The 14,149-nt window shown below is 54.2% G+C and carries 18 protein-coding genes and 1 pseudogene; 16 read left to right on the top strand and 3 right to left on the bottom strand.

Annotated elements, in window-relative coordinates:
• Nucleotides 1–53 precede the first annotated feature (53 nt).
• Genes E0L35_RS15500 through cobJ form a run of 3 tightly spaced genes read left to right on the top strand, consistent with a single transcriptional unit; the run spans nt 54 to nt 2,151 of the window.
• On the top strand, nt 54–683 hold the full coding sequence (locus E0L35_RS15500) for a precorrin-8X methylmutase (protein ID WP_138800785.1): 630 nt from the start codon (nt 54–56) through the stop codon (nt 681–683).
• A complete protein-coding gene (cobI, locus tag E0L35_RS15495) occupies nt 680–1,405 on the top strand; it encodes a precorrin-2 C(20)-methyltransferase (protein ID WP_138800784.1) in 726 nt (241 codons plus the stop codon). The genes E0L35_RS15500 and cobI overlap by 4 nt, the downstream gene beginning before the upstream one ends.
• A complete protein-coding gene (gene cobJ / locus E0L35_RS15490; protein WP_138800783.1) occupies nt 1,402–2,151 on the top strand; it encodes a precorrin-3B C(17)-methyltransferase in 750 nt (249 codons plus the stop codon). Before cobI ends, cobJ begins: the two co-directional genes overlap by 4 nt.
• Here the strand turns inward: cobJ and E0L35_RS15485 are convergent.
• Nucleotides 2,148–2,885, bottom strand: coding sequence for a cobalt-precorrin-6A reductase (locus E0L35_RS15485; protein ID WP_138800782.1), 738 nt, complete (start codon nt 2,883–2,885; stop codon nt 2,148–2,150). The two genes, cobJ and E0L35_RS15485, sit on opposite strands and share 4 nt — an antisense overlap.
• On the opposite strand from E0L35_RS15485, the gene cbiE reads away from it, so the two are divergent.
• The 11 genes from cbiE to rho all read left to right on the top strand — a co-directional run bounded on the left by cbiE (nt 2,884) and on the right by rho (nt 11,194).
• Nucleotides 2,884–4,107 (top strand): precorrin-6y C5,15-methyltransferase (decarboxylating) subunit CbiE, encoded by a 1,224-nt coding sequence (gene cbiE, locus E0L35_RS15480; RefSeq protein ID WP_138800781.1) that lies wholly within the window; start codon nt 2,884–2,886, stop codon nt 4,105–4,107. The two genes, E0L35_RS15485 and cbiE, sit on opposite strands and share 2 nt — an antisense overlap.
• The gene (locus E0L35_RS15475; RefSeq protein WP_138800780.1) at nt 4,104–4,499 is read left to right on the top strand and encodes a cobalamin biosynthesis protein; all 396 of its coding nucleotides are present in this window, start codon (nt 4,104–4,106) and stop codon (nt 4,497–4,499) included. The genes cbiE and E0L35_RS15475 overlap by 4 nt, the downstream gene beginning before the upstream one ends.
• Nucleotides 4,496–5,299: a precorrin-4 C(11)-methyltransferase gene (cobM, locus tag E0L35_RS15470; RefSeq protein WP_138800779.1), complete on the top strand. Its 804-nt coding sequence runs from the start codon at nt 4,496–4,498 to the stop codon at nt 5,297–5,299. The genes E0L35_RS15475 and cobM overlap by 4 nt, the downstream gene beginning before the upstream one ends.
• Nucleotides 5,296–6,060 (top strand): precorrin-6A synthase (deacetylating), encoded by a 765-nt coding sequence (cobF, locus tag E0L35_RS15465; protein WP_138800778.1) that lies wholly within the window; start codon nt 5,296–5,298, stop codon nt 6,058–6,060. Before cobM ends, cobF begins: the two co-directional genes overlap by 4 nt.
• A gap of 88 nt (nt 6,061–6,148) precedes the next feature.
• Nucleotides 6,149–6,655: a hypothetical protein gene (locus E0L35_RS15460; protein ID WP_249362152.1), complete on the top strand. Its 507-nt coding sequence runs from the start codon at nt 6,149–6,151 to the stop codon at nt 6,653–6,655.
• Between the two features lie 99 nt (nt 6,656–6,754).
• Nucleotides 6,755–7,195 carry a YtoQ family protein gene (locus E0L35_RS15455; protein WP_138800776.1) on the top strand — a complete coding sequence of 147 codons (441 nt, stop codon included), beginning with the start codon at nt 6,755–6,757 and terminating at the stop codon, nt 7,193–7,195.
• 557 nt (nt 7,196–7,752) lie between these two features.
• On the top strand, nt 7,753–8,016 hold the full coding sequence (locus tag E0L35_RS15450) for a hypothetical protein (RefSeq protein WP_138800775.1): 264 nt from the start codon (nt 7,753–7,755) through the stop codon (nt 8,014–8,016).
• Nucleotides 8,016–8,252 carry a hypothetical protein gene (locus E0L35_RS15445; protein ID WP_138800774.1) on the top strand — a complete coding sequence of 79 codons (237 nt, stop codon included), beginning with the start codon at nt 8,016–8,018 and terminating at the stop codon, nt 8,250–8,252. Before E0L35_RS15450 ends, E0L35_RS15445 begins: the two co-directional genes overlap by 1 nt.
• The gene (locus E0L35_RS15440) at nt 8,249–8,653 is read left to right on the top strand and encodes a hypothetical protein (RefSeq protein ID WP_138800773.1); all 405 of its coding nucleotides are present in this window, start codon (nt 8,249–8,251) and stop codon (nt 8,651–8,653) included. The genes E0L35_RS15445 and E0L35_RS15440 overlap by 4 nt, the downstream gene beginning before the upstream one ends.
• 98 nt (nt 8,654–8,751) lie before the next feature.
• Nucleotides 8,752–9,594, top strand: a complete 843-nt coding sequence (locus E0L35_RS15435) for a DUF5677 domain-containing protein (protein ID WP_138800772.1) — start codon at nt 8,752–8,754, stop codon at nt 9,592–9,594.
• A gap of 643 nt (nt 9,595–10,237) precedes the next feature.
• Nucleotides 10,238–11,194, top strand: coding sequence for a transcription termination factor Rho (gene rho / locus E0L35_RS15425; protein WP_138800851.1), 957 nt, complete (start codon nt 10,238–10,240; stop codon nt 11,192–11,194).
• 67 nt (nt 11,195–11,261) lie between these two features.
• Here the strand turns inward: rho and E0L35_RS15420 are convergent, their stop codons facing one another.
• Complete coding sequence (locus E0L35_RS15420; protein ID WP_138800771.1) at nt 11,262–12,446, bottom strand: DEAD/DEAH box helicase; 1,185 nt, start codon at nt 12,444–12,446, stop codon at nt 11,262–11,264.
• A 315-nt stretch (nt 12,447–12,761) separates the two neighbouring features.
• Between E0L35_RS15420 and E0L35_RS15415 the strand changes: the two genes are divergently transcribed.
• The gene (locus E0L35_RS15415) at nt 12,762–13,169 is read left to right on the top strand and encodes a hypothetical protein (protein WP_041158578.1); all 408 of its coding nucleotides are present in this window, start codon (nt 12,762–12,764) and stop codon (nt 13,167–13,169) included.
• A gap of 23 nt (nt 13,170–13,192) precedes the next feature.
• Here the strand turns inward: E0L35_RS15415 and soxR are convergent, their stop codons facing one another.
• Entirely contained in the window at nt 13,193–13,675 is a 483-nt protein-coding gene (gene soxR, locus E0L35_RS15410; protein ID WP_138800770.1) for a redox-sensitive transcriptional activator SoxR, read from the bottom strand.
• Nucleotides 13,676–13,779: 104 nt separating this feature from the next.
• Between soxR and E0L35_RS15405 the strand changes: the two are divergent.
• Nucleotides 13,780–14,146: pseudogene (locus E0L35_RS15405) on the top strand (VOC family protein).
• The last annotated feature ends 3 nt before the right edge of the window (nt 14,147–14,149 follow it).

The raw sequence follows: 14,149 nt of genomic DNA, 5'->3' as shown, positions 1-14,149 counted from the left end.
CACGGAGGCCTTGCAGACCAGCAACTGCGAATTAGTTTATTTGGAGAGTTTGGGTGCCCTATAAGTACGAAACCAGTGGCCCGGCGATTTACCGGGAGTCGTTTGCGATTATTCGCAGTGAAGCCGAGCTTGGCAGCTTTTCAGAGGAAGAAGAGACCGTGGCGGTGCGCATGATTCACGCCGCCGGGCTGGTGGAATTGGCCGCGCATATTCATTTTCAAAATGACGTGGTCAATAAGGCCCGCGCCGCGTTGGAGCAGGGCGCACCGATTCTCTGCGATGCCCGCATGGTCTCGGAAGGCATCACCCGCAAGCGGCTGCCCGCTGACAACGAGATCATCTGCACCCTCAACGATGAGCGCACGCCCGGCCTTGCCCAGGAAATGGCCAACACCCGCTCGGCGGCGGCGCTGGAACTGTGGCGGCCGCACCTGGAAGGCGCCGTGGTCGCCATTGGCAACGCGCCCACCGCACTGTTTCATCTGCTCAATATGCTCGAAGACCCGGCGTGCCCGCGACCGGCAGCGATTATCGGCTGCCCGGTAGGTTTTGTCGGCGCGGCGGAATCCAAGGAAGCGCTGTTGGCTAACCCGGCACTGCCCAGCTGTATCGTCCGCGGGCGTTTGGGTGGCAGCGCCGTCACGGTAGCGGCCATCAACGCCATGGCGGATCGCATCGAATGACCCAGGGAACGGTATACGGTGTTGGGCTAGGCCCCGGCAGCCAGGACTTAATGAGCGTGCGCGCCGACCGCCTGATACGCGGGGCGACCCACGTGGCCTATTTCCGTAAAAAGGGCCGCTGCGGCCATGCGCGCACCATCGTGGAGGGCATGATCCCGCCCGGCGCGATCGAGCTGCCCATGGAGTACCCGGTCACCACGGAAATTCCCTTTGACGACCCGCGCTACAATGAGCTACTGGCGGCTTTCTATGAACGCAGCGTGGCCCAGCTCATCGAGATGGCGGAAGCCGGGTGCGATGTGGTGGTGCTGTGTGAAGGCGACCCGTTTTTCTACGGCTCCTTTATGCACCTCTACACGCGGCTGCTAAACCGCGTGCCCGTCTCGGTGGTGCCTGGGATTACCGGCATGTCTGCGGCGTGGACGGCTACCGACCAGCCGATTACCTGGGGCGATGACATCCTGACCGTGCTGATGGCCACGCTACCGGAAGAGGCATTGGCCGAGCGCATCGCCCAGACAGATGCGCTGGTGGTGATGAAGATTGGCCGCAACCTGGCCAAGCTACGCCGGGCCCTGGTTCACGCTGGCCGCGAAGGCGAAGCCTGGCTGATCGAGTACGCCGCCATGACGCAACAACGCGTATTGCCGCTGGCGGACGTGGGCGAGAGCGTGCCGTACTTCTCGATTGTGCTGATCCATGGCCACGGGAGGCGGCCATGAGCGGCTGGCTGAAAATCGTCGGCCTGGGGCCGGGCTCTGAAGCCATGATTACCCCCGAGGTAACGGCCGCACTGCAGGAAGCGACCGATGTAGTGGGCTATGTGCCCTACGTTAACCGAGTGGCGCCACGTGATGGATTGGTTCGCCACGGCTCGGATAACCGCGAAGAGATTCGCCGGGCCGAGCAGGCGCTACAGCTGGCGCTTGAAGGCCATAAGGTAGTGGTGGTGTCTTCCGGCGACCCCGGCGTATTCGCCATGGCCGCTGCCGTGTTCGAGGCCCTGGAAGTAGGCGATGCCCAGTGGCGCGCGCTGGATATTCAGGTGCTGCCAGGCATTTCCGCCATGCTGGCCGCCAGCGCAAGCGTCGGCGCGCCGCTGGGTCACGACTTCTGCTGCATTAATCTTTCCGACAATCTCAAGCCCTGGGCGCTGATTGAAAAGCGCCTGCGCCTGGCCGCCGAGGCCGACTTCGCCATGGCGTTTTACAACCCACGCTCCAAGGCGCGCCCGGCGGGCTTTGAGCGCACCTTGGACGTACTGCGGGAAGCCTGCGGGCTGGATAGGCTGATCATCTTTGCCCGGGCGGTTTCCACGCCGGAAGAGTCGGTTCGCGTCACCACCCTAGGCGAGGCGACGCCGGACATGGCCGATATGCGCACTCTGGTCATCGTCGGTTCCCAGCAGACGCGCTCAATCGAGCGAGCAGGGGCGCCGCTGGTTTATACGCCGCGCTCCGCTGATTAAGCGTGGTCGCTGAGCCAGCTAAATACGTCATCAATGCGATGAACTTCGTGGCGGGCTGGCAGTGCTGGCCGTTCGATCATCACAATGGGCAGGCCGAGCATGCGAGCAGCGGTCAGTTTGGACGCCGCTCCTTCGCCGCCGGAATTTTTACACACGATGCGCTGGATTCCCTGGGTTTCAAGTAGGGCGAGATCGCCTTCCAGCGTAAACGGGCCTCTATCAATCACGGTGCTAACATCGGCCAGCGGCAACGGGCTGGTAGGCGGGTCAACCAAACGCAGCACGTAATGGTGTTGTGGCTGGGCGGCAAAAGCAGCAAGGTGCATGCGGCCAATGGCGAGCAGCACGCGCTGGGGCGGGGCAGCCAAGGCGCTGACGGCTTCATCGATACTTGCCACGCTTTGCCACTGGTCTTCGTCAACGGGGCGCCAGGCAGGCCGGGTGAGAGCAATGGCCTTTATGCCGCACTGTGCCGCGGCGGCTAACACGTTCGCGCTCATTTGCGCGGCAAAGGGGTGGGTGGCATCGACGATATGGGTGATGCGCTCCTGGGCCACAAAGGCGGCAAGGCCGCTAACGCCGCCAAAACCGCCAATACGGGTCGGCAACGGCTGAGATTTAGGCGTGGCAACGCGACCCGCATAGCTGAAAATGGCGGGAAACCCGCGCTTGGCAACCGCACTGGCCAGAGCGCTGGCCTCCGAGGTTCCCCCGAGAATTAGGATCTTGATCATGGTTGAAATTTCTCACGCTCCAGTGGGTCAGGCTTCCTGGCTGACCCTTTTAGGCTGGGGGGAGAGTGGCACACAGGCGCTAACGGCGGCAAGCCGCGCCGCACTGGAAAGTGCCGAGGTAGTGTTCGGCGCACGCCGCCATCTGCGCCTTTTGCCGCCACTAAATGCCGAGGTGATTGAGTGGCCGGTGCCCTTTGCTGATGGCATTCCAGAGCTGCTTAATCAGCGCGGCCGTCGGGTGGTCATGCTGGTCTCGAACGACCCGTTCTGGTTTGGGGCGGGCAGCACCCTGGCGCAGCATCTCAGCGCTGACGAGTGGCTGGCATTGCCAGCGCCTTCCACCTTTAGCCTGGCGGCTTCCCGCCTGGGTTGGCCGCTGGAGCGCTGCACCTGCCTGGGCCTGCACGCCAAACCGCTGACGCGCATTCGACCTTACCTGCATGCCGGTAGGCGTTTGCTGGTGCTGGTAAGAGACGGCGAAGCGGTGGCTGAACTTGCCTCCCTGGTTAGCCGATTCGGCTTTGGGGATTCCCAGCTAACGATACAGGAAGCCCTGGGCGGCGATAACGAGCGCATTCGCCATTGTCGTGTCGACGCCAGCTTGCCCCAGGATATCGCCCACCCGGTCGCGTTAGCGTTGGAAGTAGCTGGTAACGGCCCCGCCTTGCCGCTGACGCCCGGCCTGCCGGATCACTTTTTTGACCACGACGGCCAGATCACCAAACAGACCATTCGCGCCATCACCCTGGCGGCGCTGGCCCCCATGCCCGGCGAGCGGCTATGGGATATCGGCACCGGTTCAGGCTCTATCGCTATTGAGTGGCTGCTCGCTCACCCGGGTAATCAGGCGGTGGGCTTTGAGCAAAACGCGGAACGGGCAGCGCGGGCGCGCAGCAATTCAGAGAACCTGGGCGTTGACTGGCTTGAGGTCAAACAGGGCAGAGCGCCGGAGGTGCTGAACGATACACCTCTGCCGGATGCGGTATTTATCGGCGGCGGGCTATCCCAAGTGTTGTTGGAAGACTTATGGCAGCGCTTGCCCGAAGGCGTGCGCGTCGTCGCCAATGCCGTCACCCTGGAATCCGAAGCGCTGCTGGCGCACTGGCAGCACAAGGCAGGTGGCGAACTGCTGCGCCTGGAGCTTGCCAACGCCGCCCCCATCGGCACCCGGCGAGGCTGGAAGGCCAGCTACCCGATCGTTCAGTGGCGGGGCGTTCGATGACAGCACAGGGATTAAGGATAGCGGGATTTGGTTTTCGCAGTGAAGCCACGCTTGAATCCCTCGCCCAGGCACAGGATCAACTGATCGACCAGTACGGAGCTATCGATAAGCTGGCGGCGGCTCGCTCCATGTTGCCACTAGTCGAAGAGCTAGCACGACTGCGAGACATTGAGGTTATCGCCGTGGCGGACGCCGAGTTATCAACGGTGACAACGCTAACTCATTCAGAACAAAGTTTGCATGCGCGTGGCACGGGCAGCGTGGCCGAGGCTGTGGCGCTGTTAGCGGCAGGCCCAGGGGCAACGCTGTTAGGGCCACGGATAATTTCAGCGGATCGCAAGGCCACCGCCGCCCTGGCGTTGTCAGAAGTACCAGAAGGAACCACAGAATGACCGTACACTTCATCGGCGCCGGCCCCGGCGCGCCGGATCTGCTTACCCTGCGCGGGCGCGACCTGATCGCCGCCTGCCCGGTGTGCCTGTATGCGGGCTCATTAGTGCCGGAGGAAATCCTCGAGCACTGCCCGGCTGGGGCGCGGGTGATTAACACCGCGCCGCTCTCGCTGGATGACATCATGCAGGAGATCAGCCGCGCCCACGCCGAAGGGCAGGATGTCGCCCGGCTGCATTCGGGGGATCTATCGGTGTGGTCGGCCATGGGTGAGCAGCTGCGCCGCCTGCGTGAGCTGGATATTCCCTACAGCATTACCCCCGGTGTGCCAGCCTTCGCGGCAGCCTCGGCAACCTTGGGTCAGGAGCTAACGCTACCCGGTGTCGCCCAGTCGGTAGTGCTCACCCGCACGCCGGGCCGGGCCAGCGCCATGCCCAGCGACGAGACGCTTGCCAATTTCGCCCGCACCGGCGCCACGCTGGCCATTCATCTCTCCATCCATAATCTTTCCCAGGTGGTCGAAAGCCTGACGCCTTACTATGGCGAGCAGTGCCCGGTGGCGATCGTGTGGCGGGCAAGCTGGCCCGATGAGCGAGTAGTGCGTGGGCGGCTAGCCACTATAGAAGCGTTGATCGATGACACCATGCAGCGCACCGCGCTCATTCTGGTGGGGCCGGTGCTCGAAAGCGACGACTTCCAGGAGAGCAGCCTCTACGCCGTTGGCTACGACCGCCGCTTCCGCCCCCAATCGGCGGGTTCGCCTTTCGCCACGGCAAGCCAAGACCAAGAGCGCGAATCATGATCACGCTGTCGCTCATAGGCATCGGCACTGGCAACCTTGACCACGTCACCCTGGCCGCAGTGCGTGCCCTCAATAACGCCGATCTAATCCTTCTGCCCCGCAAGGGCGAGGCCAAGTCGGATCTTATCGATCTACGCCGCTTGCTCTGCGAACAGCTGCTGGAAGCGCCGGTGACCACCAAGATCGTCGAGTTCGACCTCCCCAGCCGGGATGGACGCAATGACTACCTTGGCGCGGTAGACGACTGGCACGCTGCCATCGCCAGCGTATGGGCGCAGCTAATCGATGAACACCTACCGAATGGCGGGCGGGTAGGGATGCTGGTGTGGGGCGATCCCTCGCTTTACGACAGCAGCCTGCGCATTACACAGCGCCTAAGCGCTGCGGGTAAGCAGGTTGATGTAGAGGTGGTGCCGGGCATAACCAGCCTGCAGGTGCTCACCGCTGAACATAAAATCCCCCTCAATGCCCTCGCCGAGGCGGTACACATCACCACCGGGCGCCGCCTGCGTGAGCGCGGCTGGCCAAGCAATGCCGCCACCATCGCCGTGATGCTGGATAGCGGTGGGGCCTTTGCCTCGCTCCCGCAAGAGGACACCTACATCTGGTGGGGCGCCTATTTAGGCATGGATAAGCAGTGCCTGATCAAAGGCTGGCTAAGCGAGGTCAGTGAAGAGATTATCGAGCGGCGCACCGAATTACGCGAAAGTTATGGCTGGATAATGGACTGTTATTTGATGGCGCGCGAGCCGCTCTTATAAGCCTGAGTAGAGGGCGGCTTCTCGTACAGTAATTATAAATAATCTGGAGAGCTGATAGGCTTTATGCGTGCTTAAAGGAATTATGCCGATGCAACAAGATGCGCGTATTATCTCTCGTTCAGCCGTTTTTAGCCGCAGGGTTTTTCCTGCCATATGGTTAATCTTTACCAGCTTGATGACTTTGTCATTTTTGTACCATGCAGGTGGCTTTACAATAGCCGTATTTATCCCCCTTGGCATGATTGTTTTTATGGCTCATTCGTTTAAAAAGGCTTATGCAGGTGTAGCCAACTGTGTGTATGACAATGGTGACAGCTTGACGTTTGTGTATGGAAAAGAGCGAGAGATAGTGTATTTAAAGGATGTGATGAACGTTAACTATCAGTCCATGGTGTCACCCGATAAAGTGACACTGACGCTACGAAGATCCGGCGCTGAGAACACCTCTACCCGCGAGGTTGCTTTCCTTCCGACCAGAACCAATTGGAATACAGGCGATATATCGTTCAAAACTTTCAGACGTGAGAATCGGCTTTTCGAGGAATTGGTTGAACGAGTCGACACGGCAAGGCGCCATGACGATAAAACTGGGTAACGCAGCAGTTACTAAATTATCCTAGGCGGAGAACTATTGGACTCAAAACTGTCTAGGAAGCAGATAATTTTTCATTCGCTTACACTCCAGGAGCACCCCATGAGCTTTTACGTTTATCTATCCGGCGAGATTCACACCGACTGGCGCGAAGAAATCCAGCGCGGCGCTGACGCAGCAGGCCTGGATATCGTATTTACCGCCCCCGTCACCGACCACGACGCTTCTGACGCGGCAGGTGATCACCTGGGTAAACCGGAAAACGGCTTCTGGCGCGACCACCAGTCATCCAAGGTCAACGCCATCCGCACCCGCACGATGATCGAGCAGGCAGATCTGGTCGTTGTACGCTTCGGCGACAAATACAAACAGTGGAACGCCGCCTTCGACGCAGGCTACTGCGCCGCACTCGCCAAGCCCTACATCACCCTGCACAGCGAAGACATTATCCACCCACTCAAAGAAGTCGACGCCGGTGCCCAAGCTTGGTGTACCACTACCGATCAGGTGGTAGAAACCCTGCGTTACGTCCTCAAAGCTTAAGCCCGCAGCGCCTCCTGCAACCTAGTCATTGCACTGGTATTGTGGGAGGCCGCTTCGCACCTTGTATTTTGGCGAGCCACAATTGCGGGTGCGCTTCGCTTACCGCGCACTACAAAACTCTTAAAATCAAACGACTGCACACGTGTAGCGCGGCGTAACGCTTGGCGAGGAACGAGCCAAAAGGCACCCGCGAAGGCAGCGCAGCTGCCCAAAGCTTGCTTCAGCACAATTTTTCGGCAAAGACGCGTGACCTAAGCCAATTTTATGAATAGAGTGTGGTTAGTTCAGCATAACGAGAAAGTACGCGAATTTTGGATATACAGCTTTAAGGTTAATCTATTTTAAATCATCATTTGCTTAGAGTACTGATACTAAGCTGTATTTGTCGGATAACCATATGAGTACGTTCATTACATTGTGTGGCGGTCGACGTCGCCCCGAACTGGTACATACTTTGACCTAATAATCGATGGCATGGTGACGGCTTTCCCGTTGCAGCTATACCTTCACTACAAAGCTGCACGTCCTGCGGGATTTAAATACATGGAGATTTAACTATGAAGATTAATGTTCCTGAACCAGAAGACTCAGGTTCGGATGGACGACAAGAAAAGTCCGATTCTAAGAGTGAAATAGTTGATCTTCAGCCTGTTGGAAGGCCAATGGAGCAGGCAATTACAGGCCTTGCGGCTAACAATAGCCGAGCTTTTGGAGGAGAGGTTGCCTCAACTTTGATCGCTGGTGCTACCTCTCAGATGGCAGTTGAGTTAGATCAGATCAGGAAAGAGCTTCATGAGCAGCGCGAAAAAATGAACGTGTAATGACTGATTTATCTGAAGAAAAAATCAAAAGCGCCGTTCTTTCTGAACGGGTTAATTCATTTAGGTCTTCAATGCATTTAAAAAACATTGGCATTGCGGTTGGCACTCTTTCGCTTAGCGCTGGAATCCAACTTATTGACAATGATTTGTCGGCCTATGGGATAGCGGCTTTGGTTATTGGCTCGGTTCTAGTATTGGTTAGTTGGGTGACCGCACCAAAAGGGGACGACAAATGATTTTCTCAGGCCTTTCTCAATTAGTGCTTTATCCTGTTGTGAATCGTGGGATTCCTAATGCCGAGAGAATCCCAATTTATGTTCAAGAGCCAACCAATATTGGTCAGTTTGGTGTAATGGCAGGCCCCTCGGAGCAGGATGGATTTGCAAAGCCATTCAAAGATAATTTGTATTGGTTTAGTGATGGTTGGGTAAAGTCTGGCGATTGGATTTTTTTATATACTGGTAGCGGTGCGCCAAAAACCGAAGATATTATTGGTTCAAAAGAAAGTAAAATTTATACGGTTCATTGGGGGAAAACTCAAACAATGTTCGCCAACAGCACAATAGTACCTATTGTTTTTAGAATTGATGCGGTACAAGTGGGCCAAAAACCAGGAGATCTACCTCAACTTTTTTAAAAATACTTAACAAGACTACCAATCGGATGGTGGGGCCTGTGCTTAGTGTTGGCTTTGTCATTGATGATTGCCGTTAGACATAAAGTCTAGGAAATAGCATGCCACGATTTGAGCCGGAAACTCACGAGCCTGTAGAAGCATACACTGAGGCCATGGAAGCCATTCATGTAGCGGTGGGGATCGCGCTGTTCGAATTCGCACGTAACTCTTCTGCACAACAGGACACTGTAATTCGAAATTTTCTCGCTCGGGCGGATACAACTGCTCGCGCGGTATTCAAGCTTTGGGATATCCACGACTATCAAGACTGTTGGGTTTTACACCGCTGCTTGCTGGATAGGCTGTTCCATCTTCGCTACCTTGCACGGACTGATTCCTTTTCAGAGTTTGAGGAATGGTCTTTCTACGAACAGTATAAGGGGGTTAATCGCGTTCGAAGTGATCAATCTGTCAAAGGAGTACGCGAACATCCTCTATTCAACCTTACAGTAGAGCAAAAGCGTAGGGCGCAAAATATTTCCGAAGCTGCAAGCAAGTGGAGGCGGCCAAAAGCGGAAGACATTGCAAAGGAAATGGGCCTAACGTTTCTATACTCTTATGGCTATGATTATGCGTCCACGCACGTGCATCCAATGGCCCATGACGGAGATCAAGATTTTTATACGATTACCGGGCTAGAGTCGCAGCAAGAATTCCCTGATCAACGCACGGTTCTAGCCAACACACTTCTTGTTCTAACCATTCTTGTTCAAGAAGCGATGAACTCAAGCACTTTTCAGTGGCGACAAATTATGTACAGGGTAATCGAAGATGTTAGAAAATTTGTTGGTAACGGTGATTATAGCTATAGACAATCATTTGTTATCTTTGTTAACGCAGTTCAAGAAGGAATGAGTATGTCTGAAGTTAATGATATCGCTCAAGAAGCGTCGAAAATCTAAAAAAGATTCGGCCCTGACCAACGATTTCTTCTGACGTTTCGCGACGGTCAGTTATGCTGGAGTTAATAGGCAACAAAATGAACCCTGTCATTCAAGAATAGATACCTGGCTGCGGTATCGCAGCATTCACGGTGCTTGCTGGCATTACCTATGATCAGGCGAAAGAGGCAGCAAACGCCTAGGGTATCTATGCCGAAGACACAGTGCTTTGGTCAGAACACCGGGTATGTCTGTAAGCTTTTACGTTCGCCGGGTATAACGGTTGTACCCACAGCGACGTCATTCGACACTTGGGAAAGTCTGCCAGATAAGGCACTGTTGGCGATCAAATGTCGCATGGAACAGGGCAGGCCTTTCTGGCATTGGGTAGTGTTCGTCAGAAATGAGCGGGATGCGATGGTGCTGGATTCCAAAAAAGCTCTAAAACAAACACCTATCGCGACTTCGGGCGGATCAAGCCCAAGTGGTTCATTCGTGTAGATTAAGGCTTAGTGGCTATTATGGTCTACGTGCTTGCGTTTGATTGTCTTCTGTTCTTCCTGATCCAGGAGCACCAAGCCGCTACTTGCAAGGCCAATATGGTTTTTCAAAGCGCTGCAGCCATTCTATAAATCCAGGTTATTCAAGGCGATCCATCAATATTATGACGAGAAAAATACTAAGTTTAAAAACGAAGAAACAGATAGATGCCAAGCCCGCCGAGGAAGTAGAAGATCAATTCCCTAATGATCCCGAAAAACGTTTTTTAAATGGCGTCGCTATTCATCCTTCCCCACGCATTTATTTAGAGCCTGGCTCTCAAGAGCGTACTGTGCGAGCGATGGATTTGATTACGCCCATTGGGATGGGGCAACGAGGGTTGATTGTTGCGCCGCCAGGCTCTGGCAAAACGACGATGTTAAAACATATCTGTCAGGCCGTGGCCGAGGCTCATCCGGAAATAAAGCTGTATGCCTTACTGATTGATGAGCGCCCTGAAGAAGTGACCGATTTTAAGCGCAGTGTGTCGGCAGAAGTACATGCATCGTCTTCAGACGAAAGCTACACACACCATGTGCGTATGGCCGATAAGCTCCTTGAGACGGCACGTAGGCAAGCAGGCGAAGGTCATAATGTGATGATTGTGATCGATTCTCTTACCAGACTCTCGCGTGTTCATAATGCCGAGCAGCGGGGTAATGGTCGCACTATGTCGGGGGGGCTGGATTCCCGAGCGATGGAGATACCGCGAAAACTGTTTGGCGCCGCGAGAAAGATCGAAAACGGCGGATCGCTCACCATTCTGGCCACCGTACTGGTGGATACGGGAAGCCGTATGGATCAGGTAATTTTCGAGGAGTTTAAGGGTACGGGCAATATGGAACTCGTGCTGTCCCGGGATGTGGCCAATCAACGGATTTTTCCGGCGATAGATATTGCTAAAAGCAGTACCCGTCGAGAGGAGCTTTTGATTGATGCAAAAGATATTGAAAAGGTAAGGACATTACGTAGAGGTTTGACAGCGCTTAAGCCAGTAGAAGGCGCGCAGAGGCTGCTTGCGTTATTGGATAAATATCCCACTAATGCCGAACTGTTAGATGCATTTTTACCGGATTCGTGAAATATCGATAATAAAGAAGCCCACCCTTTTAAAAGGTGAGCTTCTTGGGTAAGTTTTAACGATTACTTTATTTTCTGTAATTCAAGTTTGATTCAGGTACTGCTTTTCGAACCGGGAACCCTGCAATCTCTTTGCGCTCAATAATGCTTTTTAAGCGTCTTTCAATGGCACAAAGATTTTTAAAGTCACTCATGTCGACTAAAGAGATGGCTTCACCTGAGGCCCCCGCGCGGCCGGTTCGACCAATGCGGTGTATGTATTCTTCTGGCTGAAAAGGTAAATCGTAATTCACCACACGACTCAGTTCATCAATATCCAAACCACGCGCGGCAACCCCTGTGGCGACCAAGTACTTTAGCTCACCAGATTTGAACTGGGCCAAAATCTTTTCGCGCATGGCTTGGCTTCTATCGCCATGAATGGAGTCCGCTGTGATGCCGCGTTTTTCCAGTTGAGCAACAAGCTTGGCCGCATTGTGTTTTTTCTCGGTAAAAATGAGTGCCTGATCCCACTGTTGCTCGTTGATCAAGTGGCTCAACAAGGCGGACTTAGTGTCTTTGTCGACAGTGATGAGCCATTGTTTGACATTAGCGGCGGCGCGGATGTTGGGAGAAATGGATATTTCAGCCGCAAGATCGGTCATCTTGCTATCTGAAAAATCGTAGGCGAGGGCGCGAACGTCGTCTGTCATGGTGGCCGAAAACAGTAGGTTCTGACGGTCTTCAGGCAGGCGATCAATGATTTTTTTGATATCGTCGCCAAAACCCATGTCGACCATTCTGTCCGCTTCGTCCAGTACCATGACTTTAAGTTCATCAAAGTGCAGCGCACGCTGATGCGCCAAATCAAGCAATCTGCCCGGCGTGGCGACTAGAATATCCACTCCTTTGATTAGGCGCTCTTTTTGCGCTTCGGTATCCACACCGCCATACATCGCCATAGAGGTTAGGTGCGTGTGTTTAGCGTATTGAGCCACATTGGCTTCGACCTGAACCGCTAGCTCACGGGTCGGCACGAGAATCAGCGCACGGATGCGTTTGCCGCGTAACGTTCCCGCGTTGCTGAATCGCTCTAGCAGAGGCAGCACAAAGGCAGCGGTTTTGCCTGTGCCTGTTTGTGCGGTGGCGATTAAGTCGTTACCCGAAAGAATGGCAGGAATTGCTTGTTCCTGAATGGGCGTTGGCGTGTTGTAACCTAGTTCGGTAATCGCTTGAACAAGAGGCGTGGATAATCCTAGTTTTGCAAATGGCATTAGGAGCTCTGACCGATGGTCTTAAGGTGTGTCGAAAATGAAAAATGATACAGTATAGCGTAAAAGCAACCGCTCGTTGCTCGAATAGTCGTTTTGCTTTTCAGGGTCTGATGTTTTAATTTTGAGTGCTATTATGTCGTTGAATTTTGATTCAGTTTACTAATTAGATTGTTATAGAAAAAAATAATGCTATTCAGCTATGACAAAGAATCCAAGCGTGCTGAAATCGGTTTTATCAAGAGGGCTTGTCAAGGTGGCTGGCCTTAAGTGGGTGAAGGCTGTTAGGGAATCATCATGGAGAGCATTGGTAACTAAATGAACCCCGTCATTCAAGAAGAAATATCCGGCTGTGGCATCGCATCATGCGCTGCTCTTGCGGGCATTAGCTATGCGCAGGCCAAAGAAAAAGCAAACGCTTTGGGTATCTATGCCGAAGACACAGCGCTTTGGTCAGACACCGAGTACGTCCGTAAGCTCTTGCGTGCTTTGGGTATCACGGCTGCTCCTACGGAGACGCCATTCGATACCTGGGAGCGCCTTCCAGATAAAGCACTGTTGGCGATCAAATGGCGCATGGAGCAGGGCAGACCTTTCTGGCATTGGGTGGTGTTTGCTAGAAGCGAGCGGGAAACCGTGGTGCTGGATTCCAAAAAATCCCTGAAAACAAACACCCGCCGTGACTTCGGACGCATCAAACCCAAGTGGTTCATTCGTGTAGATTAATGCTTGAGGGCTGCTAATAAGCGCTATGAGCTAGCGCTTGGTTCTTGCTGGGCTCTCGCTTTCTGTTCTGCTTGATCCAGAAGCACCGGGCCGCTACCTGATTCCGCCAGCTTGTCGTCCGGGTTATAGAGCGGGCAACTGGTCATGCTCAGACAGCCGCAGCCTATACAGCCTGCCAGGTTACTACGTAGCTTTTGCAGATAAGCAATCCGGCCATCAAGCATCTGCTGCCAGTTTTTTGAAAGCTGTTGCCAGTCTTCAACCGTCGGTGTGCGGTTATTGGGCAGTGATTCAAAAGCTCGCTTGATCTCATCCAGGCTGACGCCGACTTTCTGCGCGGCTTTAATCACCGAAATCCGCCTTAGCACTTCCGGTTTATAGCGGCGCTGATTGCCTGCATTACGCCAGCTATGGATCAGGCCTTGCTGCTCGTAAAAGTGCAAGGTGCTGACTTTAATGCCGCAGCGCTTTGCCACCTTGCCAACACTCCAAATTGCCTCTGCCATCACGCACTCCTGAATCTTTTTTGCCATTTTTTTCCAAAAACAGCTTTACCTCAAGTGAAGTTGAGGTTTTATCCTGCCATTTCACTTAATGCAAGGAGACACTTATGTACTTGGAACACGTGAATTTGGTCGTTGATGATATGGATGCCATGCTGGATTTTTACCGCGCCGTATTCCCGCATTGGCGGGTACGCGATGAAGGCCATGGCGAGTGGTATGGCAAACCGCGATCTGAAAGGTCACAGTGTTGGGCTGGCCCATTTTGCCTATGTGACCGATAACCTGGATGCCGTTGTGGCCAGGTTGAATAACGCGGGTTATGCCATTGCCAAACCAGGAGCTGTAGAGCCGTTTCGCAAGAATGTCTATTTTGTCGATCCGGCCGGTTTTGAGGTGGAGTTTGTCGAATACCTGAGCGATATCCCGGCCGAGCGGAATTTAAACCGCGATGCTCAGCAAGCAGCAACATAGGAG

The sequence above is a fragment of the Halomonas sp. ATBC28 genome, assembly GCF_005937175.1.
In the GTDB taxonomy this organism is placed as follows: domain Bacteria; phylum Pseudomonadota; class Gammaproteobacteria; order Pseudomonadales; family Halomonadaceae; genus Vreelandella; species Vreelandella titanicae.
Note: the sequence above shows the minus strand (reverse complement) of the source record. Positions and strands in the feature narration are given on the sequence as shown.